This window comes from Pseudoruminococcus massiliensis, assembly GCF_900291955.1.
Taxonomy (GTDB): Bacteria; Bacillota; Clostridia; order Oscillospirales; family Acutalibacteraceae; genus Pseudoruminococcus; species Pseudoruminococcus massiliensis.
The window spans coordinates 591,541-610,782 of the sequence record NZ_OLMR01000001.1 but is presented as its reverse complement, the minus strand read 5'-3'; the positions used below and the strand labels follow the sequence as shown (position 1 = coordinate 610,782).

Below are 19,242 nucleotides of genomic sequence, written 5' to 3'. Positions count from 1 at the left end.
CGACAGGAGGAAGCATTTAATGGAATTTAATGTATTTGAATCTATAAAGATTGGTCTTGCTTCACCCGAAAAGATAAGAGAATGGTCTTATGGCGAGGTTAAAAAACCTGAAACCATTAACTACCGTACTCTAAAGCCAGAACGCGATGGTCTTTTCTGCGAAACTATCTTTGGTCCGCAAAAAGACTGGGAATGCCACTGCGGTAAGTATAAGAAAATTCGCTTTAAAGGAAAAATCTGCGACCGTTGCGGTGTTGAAGTTACTCGTTCTAAGGTAAGAAGAGAGCGTATGGGACATATCGAGCTTGCTGCTCCTGTATCTCATATCTGGTATTTCAAGGGTATTCCATCAAGAATGGGGCTTATCCTTGATATATCACCAAGAACACTCGAAAAGGTTCTCTACTTTGCAATGTATATCGTTACTGATCCGGGCAATGTAAGAGAAATCGAGAAAAAGCAGTGCCTTACAGAAAAAGAGTATAGAGACCTTAAAGAGAAGTATGAAGACGATTTTGAGGCTATGATGGGTGCAGAAGCTATCAAAAAGCTTCTTGCAGAAATAGACCTCGACCAACTTTCTGATGAACTTAAGGAAGAACTCGAAAATGCTTCTGGTCAAAAGAGAGTAAGACTCCTCAAGAGAATTGAAGTTGTAGAATCCTTCCGTCTTTCAGGCAATAGACCTGAATGGATGATTCTCGATGTAATTCCTGTTATTCCTCCGGATATTCGTCCTATGGTTCAGCTTGATGGCGGACGCTTTGCAACATCTGACCTTAACGACCTTTATAGACGAGTTATCAACAGAAATAACAGACTTAGCAGACTTTTAGAGCTTAATGCTCCTGATATTATCATCAGAAATGAAAAGAGAATGCTTCAGGAAGCAGTTGACGCACTTATAGATAACGGCAGAAGAGGCAGACCAGTTACAGGCCCTAATAACAGAGCCTTGAAGTCACTTTCCGATATGCTTAAAGGTAAGCAGGGACGCTTCCGTCAGAATCTTCTTGGTAAGCGTGTTGACTACTCAGGTCGTTCGGTTATCGTTGTTGGACCTGAACTTAAAATGTATCAGTGCGGTCTTCCTAAGGAAATGGCTCTTGAGCTTTTTAAGCCTTTCGTTATGAAAATCCTTGTTGAAAATAATGCTGCCGGTAATATCAAGGCTGCTCGTAAGGCTGTTGAAAGAGCAAAGCCAGAGGTTTGGGACGCACTTGAAAAGGTTATCAAGGGACACCCAGTTCTCCTCAACCGTGCTCCTACACTTCATAGACTTGGTATTCAGGCATTCGAGCCTGTTCTTGTAGAGGGTAGAGCATTGAAACTCCACCCACTTGCTTGTACAGCATTTAACGCTGACTTCGACGGCGACCAGATGGCTGTCCATGTACCGCTTTCAGCAGAGGCTCAGGCAGAAGCAAGATTCCTCATGCTTGCATCAAATAACCTCCTCAAGCCATCAGATGGACGACCAGTTACAGTTCCTACTCAGGATATGGTTCTTGGTTCATACTATCTTACACTCGATAAGGACGGCGAACCAGGCGAGGGCAAAATTTTCCGTGACTGCGACGAAGCTATTATGGCTTATGATGCAAAGGTTGTCAGCCTTCACGCTAAGATTAAGGTCAGAAGAACTCTCGAAATCAATGGCGTTATGAAGACAGGTCTTGTCGATACAACTGTTGGCAGAATCATCTTCAATAGACCTATTCCACAAGACTTGGGCTTTGTTGATAGAACTAACCCTGAAAATGACCTCAAGTTTGAGATTGACTTCCTTGTTGGCAAAAAGCAGCTTGGAAAAATCTTTGATAAGTGTATAAGAATCCATGGCACACAGAGAACATCTGAGGTTCTCGATGCTGTTAAAGCACAGGGCTATAAGTATTCTACAAAGAGTGCTATTACTGTTGCTGTTTGTGATGCTGAAATTCCACCAACAAAGAAAGATATTATCGCTCGTGCAGAAAAGCAGGTTGACCAGGTTACAAAGATGTATAAGCGAGGCTTTATGTCTAACCAAGAGCGTTACGAAAAGGTTCTTAAGGTTTGGGAAACTGCAACAAATGATGTTTCTGACGCACTTCAGGCTAACCTCGGCAGATATAACCCAATCTTTATGATGGCTGACTCTGGTGCCCGTGGTTCTATGAGCCAGATTAGACAGCTTGCTGGTATGCGTGGACTTATTGCGAATACAGCAGGTAAAACAATCGAAATTCCTATCAGAGCTAACTATCGTGAAGGTCTTAACATTTTGGAATACTTTATTTCATCTCGTGGTGCGAGAAAGGGTCTTGCCGATACAGCTCTTAGAACGGCTGACTCAGGTTATCTTACCAGAAGACTTGTTGATGTTTCACAAGATGTTATCATCAGAGAGGACGACTGTGGTACTACTGAGGGTATCGAAGTATTCGAGATTAAAGAGGGTAAGGAATCTATCGAAAGCTTCCACGAAAGACTTCTCGGCAGATACCTTTGCGAAGATTTCAAAGACCCAGCAACAGGCGAGGTTCTTGTTTCTAAGGATAAGCTTATGGGTGATGATGAAGCAGACCTTATCGTCAGCAAGGGTGTTGAACGCATTAAGCTTCGTTCAATTCTCCATTGTCGTGCAAAGCACGGCGTCTGCAAGCGTTGCTATGGTGCTAACCTTGCAAACGGTCAGCCTGTTACAGTCGGTGAGGCTGTTGGTATTATTGCCGCTCAGTCTATCGGTGAGCCTGGTACACAGCTCACAATGAGAACCTTCCATACAGGTGGTGTCGCAGGAGCTGAAGATATTACACAGGGTCTTCCTCGTGTTGAAGAACTCTTTGAGGGCAGAAAGCCTAAGCATCTCGCTATCATCAGTGAAATTGCTGGTGTTGTCAAGTTCGAGGAAATCAAGAAGAACCGTCACGCTGTTATTTATAATGATGAAACAGGTGAACAGAGGTCTTACCTCATCCCATTTGGTTCAAGAGTTCGTGTTGAAGAAGGTCAGGTCATCGAGGCTGGTGAAATGATTACAGAGGGTTCTGTAAATCCACACGATGTTCTTGCAATTAAGGGTACAGAAGCTGTTCAGAACTACCTCATTCAGGAAGTTCAAAAAGCATATCGTATGCAGGGTGTTGATATCAACGATAAGCATATCGAAGTTATCATTCGTCAGATGATGAAGAAAGTCAGAATTGATGATAACGGCTCTACAAAGCTTCTCCCAACAACTCTTGTTGATAAGAGCGAGCTTTATGCTGCTAACGATGAGGTTCGTGCAAGAATTGCAAATGGTGAAGAGGGACTCACAGAGGCAACCTACACACCAATGCTTCTTGGTATCACAAAGGCTTCTCTTGCAACAGATTCCTTCCTTTCAGCCGCATCATTCCAGGAAACAACAAGAGTTCTTACAGATGCAGCTATCAAGGGTAAGGTTGACCCACTTATGGGCCTTAAAGAAAATGTTATTATCGGTAAGCTTGTTCCTGCTGGTACAGGTATGCACCGTTATAGAGATGTTGAATATAGAGAGGAAAATCCATCTAATTCAGCTGAATAAAAACATTTAGATTGTAAATCAGGCATAGCTCAGATTATGGGCTATGCCTGATTTTTATATTATGTTGATTGATAATGTCGTACTAATACCTGCATTTTTGCTATATCTTCTTTTTGAGAGTGAATAATAGCACTGATTATTGGTCTTAGCTCTTGGCAAATTGAATATTTCATAGCATTTTCGCCCATTCTTACAGCACCCATATGATGCGGAATCATCTCGCAAAGAAAATTATAGTTTACATTATTAGTTTGTGGTGAAGATTTCATTTCGCTGAACATCTTTTGTGTGATTTCATTATATATTCTCGTATATGGTTTAAGCTGAATAGGTGAATTAGTCTTAGCACGACAACAAACCTCAATCGAAACCATATCATCTATACTTTTAGTTTGCTCAGCAATTATGTTCAAGGCTATATTCTGCACTTCTATGTCAGTAGTGTAGCGGAGTATGTTTAGTGACATATCTATTGCGGCTCGATGATGTGGAATCATTTGTTTTATGAAGTTGCAAGAAATGCTGTCTGTAATTTTAACCTCTGCCATACAGCGAATCATAGTATCAAGAATAACGGAAAATGTGTCAAGATAACGCCTTGCAACATTGCTTATTTTTGGCGGAGTATTTGCTTTATTCATAAAAATCCTACCTCCTGAAATAATACTCTTAATATTATATTCAGACTGTTTGTTTAATGTGAATTAATAGCATTTTCAATGTAATATCATTGTAACTATCTATTAGCTAATAGATTTCCCTAAGACACTTAAAAGTTTCGCTCGAGGTGGCGTGCCGCCACTGTCAAGACGCGGAATCGCTCGGCAAACCTCGCTCGTATTAAGTTAGGGGAGTTTATTCACGCGGAAGACTAAACTACCGATTAGCTAATAGATTTCCCTAAGACACTTAAAAGTTTCGCTCGAGCCTTTTCAAAGGCTCGCAGTTTCCAAAGGCAGAGCCTTTGGTGAGTTTTAAGGGCAACGCCCTTAACATATCTTGCCCTGTAAGTGCGGACACAGTCCGCACTTATTGACTAATGTTGTTGATAAGCTATCGAACGAGCAAACACAGTTCACCACTACTTAATAAACTTATTATATTTACACAAATTCATTGATGAAAATAGTGAATGTTTACTGATTTATTATTGCAGTGAGAAAAAACAATGTTACAGTTGATAGAAATGTAATAATTTTCTAAAGCTGATGTTGAAAGAAAAAAGATTTCGTGATATAATTGAGAATATGAAAGTATATACTATTATGGGAAAGTTTTGAGCAAGAATATACTTAGGGGAGATGTTATTTATGGGTGAAATAAATGTAAAAAATAAATTTAATCTTTGGCTTGAAAATGCTGTTGATGATTCTGACCTTATCGCAGAATTAAAGTCAGTTGCAGATGATGAAAATGAAGTTTATGAAAGATTTTATCGTGAACTCGAATTTGGTACAGCAGGTCTTAGAGGTGTTATCGGTGCTGGTACAAACAGAATGAATATCTATGTTGTCCGCCGTACAACTCAGGGCTTGGCAAACTTCCTCAAGAAGAAATATGGCGAAGCTGCTGTTGCTATTTCTTATGATTCAAGAATTAAGGCTGATTATTTTGCACAAGAGGCTGCAAGAGTTCTCGCAGCAAATGGCATTAAGGCTTATATTTCAAGAGAACTTCAGCCAACACCAGTTCTTTCATTCCTTGTAAGAGAGCTAAAATGTAAGTCTGGTATTATGGTTACAGCAAGCCATAACCCTGCAAAATATAATGGCTATAAGTGCTATGGCGAAGATGGCTGTCAGATGACAGATGTCAATGCTGGAACAGTTTATGATGAAATTCAGAAGGTTGACATTTTCAATGATGTTAAGCTTGTTGATTTTGAAGAAGGCATTAAGAGCGGTCTTATCGAGTGGGTTGATGAGAGCGTTTATGAAACATATCTTGATAATGTTCAGGCTCAGACAGTCAATAAGGATATTTGCAAGAACGCAGGACTTAAAGTAGTTTATACTCCACTTAACGGTGCAGGCAATAAGCTTGTTCGCAAGATTCTTGCAAGAATTGGTGTTGAAGATATTACAGTAGTTCCTGAACAGGAAAATCCAGATGGCAATTTCACAACTTGTCCATATCCTAACCCAGAAATCAGAGAAGCACTTGACCTCGGTTTGAAGCTTTCTGAAAAGGTTGGAGCGGATTTACTTCTCGCTACTGACCCTGATAGCGACCGTGTAGGTATCGCTGTTAAGACAGAAGATGGTTATAGACTTCTCACAGGTAATGAAACAGGTATTCTTCTTATGGATTATGTTCTTTCTTGCAGAAAGGCTAATGGAACACTTCCTAAAAAGCCAGTTGCAGTTAAGACAATCGTTACATCTAAGCTTGTTGAAAGAATTTGCGAAAAGTATGGTTGTGAACTCAGAAATGTTCTTACAGGCTTTAAGTATATCGGCGAACAGATTCTTGGTCTTGAAAAGAATGGCGAAGAATCAAGATATGTATTCGGCTTTGAGGAAAGCTATGGCTACCTTGCCGGCACATATGTAAGAGATAAGGACGCTGTTGTTGCATCTATGCTTATTTGTGAGATGGCTGCATATTATAGAAAGAATGGCAAGAGCCTTTATGAGGTTATGAACAGCGTTTATGAAGAATATGGCTACTATATCAACAGAACTCTCAGCTTTGAGTTTGAGGGTGCATCAGGTATGGAGAAGATGGCTAATATTATGAGCAATCTTCGTGACAATCCTCCTGCTGAAGTTTCAGGCATTGAGGTTGTTGCAACAGCCGACTATAAGCTTTCAATTGCTAAGGATTTGAAGGCAGACACAGAGGAAGTTATCAATCTTCCAAAGTCAAATGTTCTTTCATATTCACTTGCAGATGGTGGAGCAGTTATCGTTCGTCCATCAGGCACAGAGCCTAAGATTAAGCTTTATCTTACTTCTGTTGGTAAGACAAGAGAAGAATCACTTGCACTTTGCGATAAGCTTGGCAAGGATATGGAAACAAAATTAGGCTTATTATAATTTGCTTAATAAAGATTAAATTAATAAACAGCCACAGGTTTTATACTGTGGCTGTTTTCGCATACAGAAATGATATTGGAGATTGAGGCTTATGAACAGACCATTAGCAGACAGAATACGCCCACAAACGCTTGACGAAATTTCAGGACAAAAGCACCTTATTGGCAAAAATATGCCGCTCAGAAATATTATTGAGTCAGGCAAAATTCCTAATATGATTTTTTACGGACCGTCGGGTGTTGGAAAAACCACACTTGCCTCAATTATTGCCAAGCGTACAAATATGACACTTCGCAAGCTGAATGGCACTACTGCATCAACAGCGGATATAAAGGATATTGTTTCTGAACTTTCAGGCTTTTCAGGCTTAAATGGAATTTTACTATATCTTGACGAGATTCAATACTTCAATAAAAAGCAACAGCAGACACTTCTTGAATTTATTGAGAATGGTAGTATTACACTTATTGCATCTACTACGGAAAATCCATATTTTTATGTTTATGGTGCTATTTTGAGTCGTTCAACTGTTTTTGAATTTAAGCGAGTTGAAAAGAATGATGTTCTTAATACAATAGAGAGAGCCTATAATATACTTCGTGAAGAATCCGAAGAAAAAATTGAGCTTGAAGATGGAGTTACCGAACATATAGCTTATGGTTGTGGTGGAGATGTTCGCAAGGCAGTTAATGCGGTTGAACTTTCTGTTCTTTCAACCTGTGCGACAGACGGAATAAAACATATTACACTTGAAACCGTAAAATCACTCACTCAAATGAGTGCTGCCAAATATGACCGAGAGGGCGATGAACATTATGATTTGCTTTCAGCCTTTCAGAAATCTATGAGAGGTTCTGACCCAAATGCAGCAGTGCATTATCTTGGCAGACTTTTAGAAGCGGGAGATTTACCATCAGTTTGCAGAAGGCTTATTGTTTGTGCTTGTGAAGATGTAGGCTTGGCGTATCCTATGATAATTCCAATAGTCAAGGCGGCGGTTGATTCAGCCCTGCAAGTCGGCTTGCCAGAGGCAAGAATTCCGCTGGCAGACGCAGTGATTTTAGTATGCTCTGCACCTAAATCCAATTCGGCATATATGGCTATAAATTCTGCAATGGAAGATATAAGAGCTGGAAAAACGGGTGCTATTCCAAGACAGTTGCAGAATAAGCATTATGACGGAGCAGACGCAAAGGTTAAGGGGCAGTTTTATAATTACCCACACGATTTTAAGAATCATTGGGTTGAACAGCAATATTTGCCAAATGCGATAAAAGACGCTATATATTATGTTCCCGCCGAAAACAAAAACGAACAGGCATTTGCAGAATATTGGCGAAAAATCAAAGGAAAATAGTGGGTGCCGACCCACAGCGAAGACGCAGAATTGCTCGGCGTTGCCTCGCTCGTGGTGTGTTATGGGAAGTTTGTTAATGCGGATAAAAAAATTACCAATGAACTACCGAACGGGCGAACACAGTTCGCCCCTACAAATTGCTTGCAAATTCCCTAAAGACAATTAAAAGTTTTGCTCAAGCTTTTTCAAAAGCTTGCAGAGTTGAGGGACGGAGTCCCTCATGGGTGTTAAGGGCAAAGCCCTTAACATCTCTTTCGTTTTAAGGGAGGACGAAGTCCTCCCTTTTGTTAGTTTATATGTTAGTTTATAAGCGATTTTCTCAATTATAGCAATTAGATTTCTTATACACTGCCATATATTGATTATTAAAAAATCTATAAAGGAATTTCCGCAAGCTAAAATTCCTTATAAGAAACAAACTGCTCTTTGGCTATGCTACTATTTATAAAAGTTATTTAAAATTCTTGGAGGAAATATATAATGAAAACTATTGCAAGCTTTACTATTAACCATGATTTACTTGATGTCGGTATGTATACATCTCGTGTTGATGGCGATGTTGTAACTTATGATGTAAGAATGAAAAAACCAAACGCAGGAGAATACCTCGAGGATAGCGGTTTGCATACCTTTGAGCATCTTTTTGCAACCTTTGCAAGAAATTCTGAATATTCAGATAGCGTTGTTTATGTAGGACCTATGGGTTGCCGTACAGGCTTTTATTTTCTTGTAAGAGATAGCATATCTCCAGAAAAGGCTATTAATATAGTATATGATGCTTTTTGCTTTATAGCAGATTTTGAGGGAACTATCCCAGGCAGTGAACGCAAAGAATGTGGAAATTATGTAGCCCACGACTTAGTTGCCGCAAAGAAATATGCTAAAGATATGTTACCTATTTTAAGTGATTGGACAGTTGAAAAATTGGTTTATCCGAGATAAACCTAAAAACCTATAAAATTTATAGGAAATATTTTTGAAAAAGCCTTGACAAGCGAAAGGGATTAGTGTATAATTCAAAACATAGCAATCCGATATGAATTGTGGAAGGTGATTAGTTATGAAAATCAGTAAGTATTTTAAACCCTATAAATCACGCACAGAACGAATGTGCTGTTGCTGATAGTAAAATCTGAACACAATAAATTTTGATTATAAATGAATTATACAGAATAGTTGAAAGAGGTAATAATAATGAGCGAACTTAAAGAAAGAAATTTAAAATTTGAAACACTTCAACTCCATGTTGGTCAAGAGCAGGCTGACCCCGTAACAGATGCAAGAGCAGTTCCAATATATGCTTCAACTTCATATGTTTTCCATAACTCACAGCACGCCGCTGATAGATTTGCACTTAAAGATGCAGGTAACATTTATGGCAGACTTACTAACCCAACACAAGATGTTTTTGAGCAGAGAATTGCAGCTCTTGAGGGTGGTGTAGCAGCTCTTGCAGTAGCAAGTGGTGCAGCAGCTGTAACATATACAATTCAGAACCTTGCAGGTGCAGGCGACCACATTGTTGCTGCAAAAACAATTTATGGTGGTTCTTATAATCTTCTTGAGCATACACTCCCAACATATGGCATTAAGACAACTTTTGTAGACCCTGACGAAGAGGGTGCATTTGAAAGTGCTATTCAGGATAACACAAAGGCTATCTATATTGAATCCCTCGGCAATCCAAATTCTAACATTATTGATATAGAAAAGGTTGCAGCAATCGCACACGCACATAAAATTCCGCTTGTTGTCGATAGCACATTCGCAACACCATATCTTTTAAGACCTATTGAGCATGGTGCAGATATTGTTGTTCATTCAGCAACAAAGTTCATCGGTGGTCATGGTACAGCAATTGGCGGTGTTATCGTTGATAGTGGTAAATTCGATTGGGAAGCAAGTGGAAAGTTCCCATCACTTGTAGAGCCAAACCCAAGCTACCACGGTGTAAGCTTCACAAAGGCGGCTGGACCAGCAGCATTCGTTACAAAGATTCGTGCAATCCTGCTTCGTGATACTGGTGCAACAATTTCTCCTTTCCACGCATTTATCTTCCTCCAAGGTCTTGAAACACTCTCACTCCGTGTAGAGCGTCATGTTGAAAATGCACTCAAGGTTGTAGATTTCCTCAAAAATCACCCACAGGTTGAAAGAGTTAATCACCCATCACTCCCAGAGAGCGGTTATAAGGACCTTTACGATAAGTACTTCCCGAAGGGTGCTGGTTCTATCTTCACATTTGAGATTAAGGGTACATCTGAGGATGCACAAAAGTTCATTGATAACCTCAAGGTATTCTCACTTCTTGCAAATGTTGCCGATGTTAAATCTCTTGCAATCCACCCAGCAACAACAACACATTCACAGCTCAACGAAGAAGAGCTTGCAGAGCAGGGCATTAAGCCAAATACAATCAGACTTTCTATCGGTACAGAGCATATTGATGATATTATCTTTGACCTTGAAGAAGCATTTAAGGCAGTTGCAAATAAATAATTAAATCTTCTCCTTAGGAAAATTAAAAGTTTCGCTCGTGATGTATTAAAGAAACTTACGATTATTAAAAATTCCCCTGATAAATTTAAGCCATATTGATACAATTCCCCCTATACCTTCTAATAAATTTAAGTCCTTGCATCAAAATTCGATGCAAGGACTTTTACTTTTGCATAAAGTTTAATTTTCCGCTTTACCTATTCGACAATGTGTGATAAAATAAACATAGTATGTCAAGATTTCATTATACTGAAAGGATTGGTAGTGAAATGTCAGAAGTAAAAAGAATTTTTGTTGAAAAAAGAAAGGGCTTCGATGTCGAAGCGGTAAACCTGCTCGCAGATTTAAAGCAAAATCTCGGTATTAAAAATGCAGAAGCAGTAAGAATTATTAACCGCTATGATATTTCAGGCCTTGACGGTGAAAGCTTTGAAAAAGCTAAGAATACTATTCTTAGCGAAACAAATGCTGATACTGTTTATGATGAAAAGATTTCTATCGGTGATGAATTTAAGGTATTTGCTATGGAATATCTTCCAGGTCAGTATGACCAAAGAGCCGATTCAGCTGCACAATGTGTTCAGCTTCTCACACAGGGCGAAAGACCACAGGTAGTTACAGCTAAAGTTATCGCAGTTTCAGGCAATATTTCAGACACTGATTTTGAAAAGATTAAGGATTATCTTATCAACCCAGTTGAGTCCAGACTTGCTTCCTTTGAAAAGCCAGAAAGCCTTGATATGAAAGCAAATGTTCCAGATAATGTTGCAGTTATAAAGGGCTTCACAGTCTGGAATGATGAGGAAATGGAAAAGTATTATTCCTCTATGGGCTTTGCTATGACACTTTCAGACTTGAAGTTCTGCCGTGATTATTTCAGAGATGAAGAACATCGTGACCCAACAGTTACAGAGCTTCGTGTTATCGACACATATTGGTCAGACCATTGCCGTCATACAACCTTCCTCACAAGACTTGAGAAGATTGAGATTGAAAAAGGTGCATTGTCTGGGGCTATCGAGAATGCTCTTAAAGAATACTATTCAGCTCGTGATGAAATTTATGGCAAGGATACAAAGAGAGATGTATCCCTTATGGATATGGCTATCATTGGAATGAAGCTTCTTCGTAAGCGTGGACTTATTCCTGACCTTGATGTCAGTGACGAAATCAACGCTTGCTCTATTGAAGTTCCAGTAACTATTGATGGCAAGACAGAAAAGTGGCTCGTTCAGTTCAAGAACGAAACACATAACCACCCAACAGAAATTGAGCCTTTCGGTGGTGCGGCTACTTGCCTTGGTGGTGCTATCAGAGACCCACTTTCAGGCAGAGCATATGTTTATCAGGCTATGCGTGTTACAGGTTCAGGCGACCCAACACTTCCTTTTGAAAAGACAATGAAGGGTAAGCTTCCATCAAGAAAGATTACAACAGGTGCGGCACAGGGTTATAGCTCATACGGCAACCAAATCGGACTTGCAACAGGTCAAGTTACAGAGCTTTACGATATGGGTTATGCAGCAAAAAGACTTGAAATCGGTGCAGTTATCGGTGCGTCACCAAAGGAAAATGTTGTTCGTGGCGTTCCAAGTGAAGGCGATATTATAGTTCTCCTCGGCGGTAGAACAGGTCGTGACGGCTGTGGCGGTGCAACAGGTTCTTCCAAGGCACATACGCTTGAATCAATCGAAACTTGTGGTGCTGAGGTTCAGAAGGGTAATCCTCCGACAGAACGCAAGATTCAAAGACTTTTCAGAAATGAAAAAGTCGCTAAGATGATTAAGCGTTGCAATGACTTCGGTGCAGGCGGTGTTTGTGTTGCTATTGGTGAGCTTGCAGACGGTCTTGACATTGACCTTGATAAGGTTCGCAAGAAGTATGACGGTCTTGACGGCACAGAGCTTGCAATCTCCGAATCTCAGGAGAGAATGGCTGTTGTACTTGATAAGAGCGATGTTGACGCATTTATTGCACTTGCAGGCGAGGAAAACCTCGAAGCATATCCTGTTGCAATAGTTGCAAAGAATCCAAGACTTACAATGAAATGGCGTGGCGATGTTATCGTAAGCCTCAGCCGTGAATTCCTTAATACAAACGGTGTTACACAGGTAGCAACTTCATATATTACTGCTCCTGATGCTGATAATTGTTATAGAACTTCTGTTCCAAAGGCTCTTGAAGGACTTGACACAAAGACTGCATTTAAGAAGAACCTTTCTCGTCTTGAGTGCTGCTCACAGAGAGGACTTGTTGAACGCTTTGATGCAAGTATCGGTGCGGCAACAGTTATGATGCCATTCGGTGGTAAAACTCAGCTTACACCAGAAGATGCTATGGCTGCAAAGCTTCCGCTTCTCAAAGGTGAAACTGACGATGCAACTGCAATGAGCTATGGTTATATTCCAGGCATTTCCCGTTGGAGTCCGTTCCACGGTGCGGCTTATGCTGTTGCAGAATCTCTCTCAAAGTTAGCCGCAATCGGTGCAGACCCACTCACTTCAAGACTTACCTTCCAAGAATATTTTGAAAGACTTCACGAAGTTCCTTCCCGTTGGGGCAAGCCTACTGCCGCACTTCTTGGTGCATTGACAGCACAGATAAATATGGGTATCCCATCAATCGGTGGTAAGGATAGTATGTCAGGTTCATTCGAGGATTTAGATGTACCACCTACACTCGTAAGCTTTGCCGTAGCAATGACAAAGGCTTCTAAGACAATTTCCGCCGAATTTAAGAAGTCAGGCTCTAAGGTTGTTTACATCCCACTTCCAGAGGATAAGGCAACAGGACTTCCAGCTTGGGAAGAACTCAAGAAAGTATATAAGGCAATCTATGCACTTGCAAATGATGGCAAGATTCTTGCAGCATCTGTTGTTCGTGAGGGCGGTGCGGCTGCAACTGTCGCAAGAATGAGCTTTGGTAATAAGATAGGCTTTGAGTTCAAGAATGAGCTTACAGCAAAAGAACTTTTCGCTCCGCTTTCAGGTTCATTTGTTGTTGAACTTGCAGACGGTGCAGAAATTTCCGATATTCTCTATTATGATTTAGGTACAACTGTTGATGCAGAAACAATCACAGTCAACGGCGAAACTCTCACTATTGATGAGCTTATCGAGGAATGGAACTTCAAGCTTGAGGGCGTATTCCCAACTAAATCATATTGCCCGGCAAATGAGCAGGAAATCCCACTTTATACAGAACGCAATACTTCATCACCTGTCATCAAGACAGCAAAACCAAAGGTATTTATTCCTGTATTCCCAGGAACAAACTGCGAGATTGATACAGCAAGAGCCTTTGAAAAGGCGGGTGCAGAACCTAAGCTTCTCATTGTAAAGAACCTTACTCCAGCAGCTATCGAGGAAACAATTTCCGAGATGGTTAAGCTCATTGACGATGCACAGATGGTTATGCTTCCAGGTGGTTTCTCAGGCGGTGACGAGCCAGACGGTTCAGGTAAGTTTATCGCAACAACATTCAGAAACCCAAGAGTAAGTGAAGCGGTCGCAAGACTTCTCAATCAGCGTGATGGTCTTATGCTCGGTATCTGCAATGGCTTCCAGGCACTTATCAAGCTCGGACTTGTACCTTACGGTGAAATTCGTGAGCTTAAAGCAGATGACCCAACACTTACATTTAACACAATCGGTCGTCATATTTCCCATATGGCATATACTCGTGTTACTTCCACAAAGTCACCATGGTTCTCATCTGTAAACGCAGGCGATGTATTCTCAGTGCCGATTTCTCATGGTGAAGGTAGATTCGTAGTTTCTGACGAAATGCTCCAAAAGCTTATCGCAAATGGACAGATTGCAACACAGTATGTTGACCTTAACGGTAAGCAGGCTGATACAATCGAGTTCAACCCGAACGGCTCTGTTTGTGCTATTGAGGGTATTACAAGCCCGGACGGTCGTGTTCTTGGTAAGATGGGACACTCCGAAAGAAAGGGCGACAACCTTTATAAGAATGTACCATTCGAGAAAGACCAGAAGATTTTCGAGAGTGGCGTAAAATACTTCAAGTAATTATAAATAATAAAAATCTTCTGCGAGTTTTTTAAAACTTGCAGAGAAAAAAATAAAACGGAAACAGCTTGTAATGGCTGTTTCCGTTTTGTTTTAATTAGTAGCTTTTAGTTCATAAGAAACTTTTAATTTCTGTTGAACTTACCTTGCTTTATTAATTCCAATATTTCTTATCAAGATTTCTGAACTGTATAGCCTCAAAAATATGGTCACGCTTAATAACCTCGCTGTTGTCCATATCTGCGATAGTTCTTGCAATCTTCAAAATTCTGTCATAGGCTCTTGCAGATAAGCCCATAGCATCAAACGAACGCTTCATAATAGCCGTGGCGGTATCGTCAAGTGGACAAAATTCGTGTAGTTTATCTGTGGTAATTCTCGCATTACAAGTTATAGAAGTACCTTTAAAGCGTTCGAGTTGTAATTTTCGTTGATGATTAACTCTTGCACGAATTGTTGCAGAACTTTCGCTTTTTTCATTTGAAGAAAGTTCATCAAATTTAACAGGCTGAACCTCGATATGTATATCAAGTCTGTCAAGCAAAGGGCCTGAAACCCTCGAAAGATACTGATTTACAGCCTTTCTGCTGCATATACAGGGTTTAGTAGGGTGACCGAAATATCCGCAAGGACAAGGATTCATTGCGGCAATAAGCATAACTGAACTTGGATAGCTTATTGAACCGCTGACACGAGAAATAGTAACCTTTCCGTCCTCAAGTGGTTGACGAAGAACTTCCATTGCTGTTCTGCTAAATTCAGGAAGTTCATCAAGAAAAAGTACACCATTATGTGCAAGAGAGATTTCGCCAGGTCTTAGGATAGTTCCGCCACCAGAAAGTCCAGCGGGAGAAACTGTATGGTGAGGAGAGCGAAAGGGTCTTTCTGTTATAAGTGATTGTCCATTTAGCATAGTTCCTGCAATAGAATGTATTTTGCTTGTTTCAATCATTTCATCAAAGGTCATATCAGGAAGTATAGACGGAACACGCTTTGCAAGCATACTTTTTCCTGCACCAGGGCTTCCTATCATAAGGATATTGTGTCCGCCAGCGGCAGCAATTTCCAATGCTCTCTTAGCAAGAACCTGACCTTTGACATCAGAAAAATCATATGAGAAAGTAGCCTGTGCTGTGTCACGAGTTATTGTTTTATATGGTTCAGTGGAGGTCTGATTTCTCAGAACTGATATAAGCTCAGAAACCTTTTTAATAGGGAAGACATCTATTCCATCAACAACAGCACCCTCTGCGGCATTGTCGAATGGAATGAATATACGCTTAAAGCCAAGATTTTTTGCTTCAATAGCCATAGGCAATACACCGTTTATAGGTCTTAACTCGCCCGAAAGTGAAAGCTCACCTATAAAAACAGCATCATCAAAGGTGTTAGTCAATGCTCCCATAGAAGTGAGAATTGAAACTAAAATCGGCAAATCATATAAAGCACCAGCTTTTTTGATGTTTGCAGGTGCGAGATTTACGGTTATTCTTTGAGATGGAAAGGTAAATCCGCTATTTTTGATAGCGGAACGAACCCTATCACGAGATTCCTTAACGGCGATTCCTGGCAAGCCAACAATTTCAAATCCAGGCAAGCCCCTCGAAATATCAGTTTCTACACAGACAGCATATGCTTCTATGCCGTAAATTCCCATACTATTTATTTTAACAACCACTGTAAATCTCCCCTAAGCATTATTAATTTTATTATACAGCCATAATTTATTTATATCAATATTTTATTCAATTTAATTCAAGTAAACTTCAACATTTTACCCAAAAGAAATATTTTGCGTGATATAAATTAAAAGTAATTTCATATAAGAAAATAAATTATTTTTATACACAAAATTATAAGAAATTTTGCAAATTGTATAAAACATGCATTGACTTATTCGTTCAAATAGTGTATTATTTATTAGTACGAGAGTGCAATGAGGTGAAATCATGTTCGATAATCAGGCTTTTGGTAATTTTGACAGTCTTTCAGATGCAGAACTTGTGAAACTTGCCAAAAATTCTGACGAGGGTGCATTTCGTGAACTTGTTGTAAGATATTTATACCTTATCCGTTCTGTTGCTGCGGAATATAAAAAAAGCGGTTTAGAGCCTGATGACCTGATTCAAGAGGGCTTGCTCGGACTTTTAAGTGCGGTTAATAGCTATGATGAAACAAAAGGTTCAGCATTCAAATCCTACGCAGGAGTATGCGTCAAAAATAAAATTGTTTCAGCCGTCAGAACAGCTCTTAGTGATAAGAATAAGATTTTGAATGATTTTGTTTTACTTGATGATGAGCTTTCTGCTGATTGTCTTTCCGAGCCTGAGGCTGTTATAATATCTCAAGAGGCGGAGGAAGGGCTTTATACAGCAATAGAGCAAAATCTTACTGAACTTGAAAAAAAAGTTCTTTCGCTATATCTGCTTGGTTATTCATATGCAGAAATTTCTGCCGAATTTGGTATAAATGAAAAAGCTTGTGATAATGCTATGCAGCGAGTGCGAAAAAAACTTAAAAAGCACTGATTCGTGTGTTATATGCCCAAGTAGCTTAAAGTAGAGCGTTGTAAACTTTTCAAAGGCGGCGGTGCAAAACCGTCCTGGGGCAAAATTATAATTTTACCAAAGCGAGGTTAATCAAATGTACGAAGACAAGACTCTCATCTGTAAGGAATGTGGCAAAGAATTTGTTTTTACAGCTGGCGAACAAGAATTTTATGCATCTAAGGGTTTCGTAAACGAGCCACAGAGATGTAAGGCATGCCGTGACGCAAGAAAGAATGCATCTAAGCCAGAGCGTGAAATGTTCACAGCTATCTGTGCTTCTTGCGGCAAGGAAGCTAAGGTTCCATTCAAGCCTCGTGAAGACAGACCTGTATACTGCAGCGAGTGCTTTGCAAAGATGAGAGAAGAATAATACTTTTAAATAATTTTTAAGTTTATTCGCCCGGAAAAAATTCTCGGTGTCAGTCATAGACTGGCACCGAGTTTTTGTTTTAAGTCTTTTTATAGTCTTGAGTTTATAAAAAATTTAAGGTATGATTAGCTTATAATTTTATAGGGGATAAGCATATGAAAGATTTCACAGCTAAATATACAACCATTGATGAACAGAAAATTCTACTCAGAAAAATCAGCGACCTTATCGCAAGAAGTGAAAAAACCTACTCTGTTGAATATTCACATTTTCTGACACCTGCGGAACAAACTCTAATTTCCAAAGTAGAAGAATTTCGTGGATATATAGATTTTGTCGGCGGTTTTGATGATGCCGAACGAAGGCTTTGTCGTGTCAGGGATAACGAATATTGCAATGATGAGGGCTTGCCGATTAAGCTTTATTCAGTTATTTCCTCTAATGCAGAGTTTACACACAGAGATATTCTTGGCTCACTTATGGGACTTGGAATAAAGCGTGAGATGATAGGTGATATAATTATAAATGAAGATAAAGCACAATTTTTCTGTCATAATTCCATTTCAGAATTTGTAGAATTTAATCTGAAAAAGGTCGGCAGATATAATGCTGAAATCCGAGAAAGCGAAAGCTATGAAGTACCTGTTCTGAAAACTCAGGATATAAGCATAAATGTAAGTTCTATGCGTTTAGACAGCATTTCAGCAGAGTGTTTCGGACTTTCAAGAACAAAATCTGCGGAATTTATTACAAAAGGAGCGGTGTCGCTTAATTGGCTTGTCTGTACAGATACTTCAAAAGAGGTTAAGGCAGGCGATAAAATTTCTATGCGTGGAAAGGGTAAAGCAGAGGTTGTCGGAATTTCAGGCAAAAGCCGAAAGGGCAGACTTTTTGTAGATGTAAAAAAGTATATTTAAAGCAAAAACTTCGCCAATTCATAAGAATAAGCGAAGTTTTTTATAATTTAGCTACTTATAATATCAAATTATCCTGCTATATCAGCACTTTCATAGTTACCATTTTCATCTATAATTATTTGAATAGTGTGCCCCCAGAACATATCTCCATCATCATAAAATAATGTTATACTTCCATCTGGTGATATACACAATTCAGACATTTTAATGTTATCTATAAACATTTCTTTTGTGATTTTATCTGGCTTGTCTTCATCTTCGTTATCTTCAAGCCAATCATTTGCTAAATCAAGTAATTCTTTTGCGGCAAACTCACGATTTTTTTGGTCGAAGCTTTGTTTATCCTTTGCATATTTAAGTAAAGTAGCCATAGCTGAATTTGCTGTTTCATCACAGTTTTCATCTACTTCCAAATATATAAGTATATCTGCACCATTCCAGTCTACATTATTACATTCAAACCAAGAAAAATATCTATTAAGAGTAAAAGTACCCATATCATTTTCAAGAATTACAGGCTTTAAATAATATTCTTTTAATTCTTGCAAATCCTTATTCAAAACATCTTTTTCAAGTAATTTTACTAACATAAATCTGTTATTCCATATTTCTGATTGATATTTGTCCAGCTTAATCGGAATACTTTTTCTAACAAGAACCTTATATATCCCATATTTTTCAAAATCATATCCATAGCCATTTCTAGATTTTTCATCTTTTATAAGCCATGTTAAACGACCTTCAGATTTTATTAGTTTTCCTGTTTTACAATCTATACTCGCAACAAAATCGACAGATGGATTAATGTATTTATTGTCTAACATTATAGCACCTTTACATTCTTCACTTGTGAGTACTAATAATTCAAATTCTTCTTCATAAAATTCTTTTTCAAACTGTTCTTTTACTTTATCTGACATCT

Annotated in this window: 12 protein-coding genes; 9 read left to right on the top strand and 3 right to left on the bottom strand. The window is 39.2% G+C overall.

Going from position 1 to position 19,242, the window contains the following annotated elements; genetic code table 11:
• The first annotated feature begins 19 nt into the window (after window positions 1-19).
• Window positions 20-3,556, top strand: coding sequence for a DNA-directed RNA polymerase subunit beta' (gene rpoC, locus C9914_RS02875; protein WP_022265305.1), 3,537 nt, complete (start codon window positions 20-22; stop codon window positions 3,554-3,556).
• A gap of 59 nt (window positions 3,557-3,615) precedes the next feature.
• Here rpoC and C9914_RS02870 read toward each other — a convergent pair whose 3' ends face one another.
• Window positions 3,616-4,197 (bottom strand): DUF305 domain-containing protein, encoded by a 582-nt coding sequence (locus C9914_RS02870; RefSeq protein ID WP_106763214.1) that lies wholly within the window; start codon window positions 4,195-4,197, stop codon window positions 3,616-3,618.
• Window positions 4,198-4,866: 669 nt separating this feature from the next.
• On the opposite strand from C9914_RS02870, the gene C9914_RS02865 reads away from it, so the two are divergent.
• The 5 genes from C9914_RS02865 (at window position 4,867) to C9914_RS02845 (ending at window position 14,484) form a co-directional block, all read left to right on the top strand.
• Complete coding sequence (locus C9914_RS02865) at window positions 4,867-6,594, top strand: phospho-sugar mutase (RefSeq protein WP_106763213.1); 1,728 nt, start codon at window positions 4,867-4,869, stop codon at window positions 6,592-6,594.
• 91 nt (window positions 6,595-6,685) lie between these two features.
• The gene (locus C9914_RS02860) at window positions 6,686-7,951 is read left to right on the top strand and encodes a replication-associated recombination protein A (RefSeq protein ID WP_022265302.1); all 1,266 of its coding nucleotides are present in this window, start codon (window positions 6,686-6,688) and stop codon (window positions 7,949-7,951) included.
• 480 nt (window positions 7,952-8,431) lie between these two features.
• The gene (locus C9914_RS02855) at window positions 8,432-8,893 is read left to right on the top strand and encodes an S-ribosylhomocysteine lyase (RefSeq protein WP_106763211.1); all 462 of its coding nucleotides are present in this window, start codon (window positions 8,432-8,434) and stop codon (window positions 8,891-8,893) included.
• 252 nt (window positions 8,894-9,145) lie between these two features.
• Window positions 9,146-10,450 (top strand): O-acetylhomoserine aminocarboxypropyltransferase/cysteine synthase family protein, encoded by a 1,305-nt coding sequence (locus tag C9914_RS02850; protein WP_022265300.1) that lies wholly within the window; start codon window positions 9,146-9,148, stop codon window positions 10,448-10,450.
• 269 nt (window positions 10,451-10,719) lie between these two features.
• Window positions 10,720-14,484 (top strand): phosphoribosylformylglycinamidine synthase, encoded by a 3,765-nt coding sequence (locus tag C9914_RS02845; RefSeq protein WP_106763209.1) that lies wholly within the window; start codon window positions 10,720-10,722, stop codon window positions 14,482-14,484.
• A 154-nt stretch (window positions 14,485-14,638) separates the two neighbouring features.
• Here the strand turns inward: C9914_RS02845 and C9914_RS02840 are convergent, their stop codons facing one another.
• Window positions 14,639-16,162 carry a YifB family Mg chelatase-like AAA ATPase gene (locus C9914_RS02840; protein ID WP_106763207.1) on the bottom strand — a complete coding sequence of 508 codons (1,524 nt, stop codon included), beginning with the start codon at window positions 16,160-16,162 and terminating at the stop codon, window positions 14,639-14,641.
• A 271-nt stretch (window positions 16,163-16,433) separates the two neighbouring features.
• On the opposite strand from C9914_RS02840, the gene C9914_RS02835 reads away from it, so the two are divergent.
• From C9914_RS02835 to C9914_RS02825, 3 genes are all read left to right on the top strand, one after another.
• Window positions 16,434-17,012 (top strand): sigma-70 family RNA polymerase sigma factor, encoded by a 579-nt coding sequence (locus C9914_RS02835; RefSeq protein WP_022265297.1) that lies wholly within the window; start codon window positions 16,434-16,436, stop codon window positions 17,010-17,012.
• A gap of 115 nt (window positions 17,013-17,127) precedes the next feature.
• Window positions 17,128-17,403 (top strand): zinc-ribbon domain containing protein, encoded by a 276-nt coding sequence (locus tag C9914_RS02830; RefSeq protein ID WP_022265296.1) that lies wholly within the window; start codon window positions 17,128-17,130, stop codon window positions 17,401-17,403.
• A gap of 155 nt (window positions 17,404-17,558) precedes the next feature.
• The gene (locus C9914_RS02825) at window positions 17,559-18,320 is read left to right on the top strand and encodes a YlmH family RNA-binding protein (RefSeq protein ID WP_106763204.1); all 762 of its coding nucleotides are present in this window, start codon (window positions 17,559-17,561) and stop codon (window positions 18,318-18,320) included.
• A 68-nt stretch (window positions 18,321-18,388) separates the two neighbouring features.
• On the opposite strand, the gene C9914_RS02820 is transcribed toward C9914_RS02825, so the two are convergent.
• Window positions 18,389-19,240 (bottom strand): DUF2262 domain-containing protein, encoded by an 852-nt coding sequence (locus C9914_RS02820; RefSeq protein ID WP_106763202.1) that lies wholly within the window; start codon window positions 19,238-19,240, stop codon window positions 18,389-18,391.
• Between the last annotated feature and the right edge of the window lie 2 nt (window positions 19,241-19,242).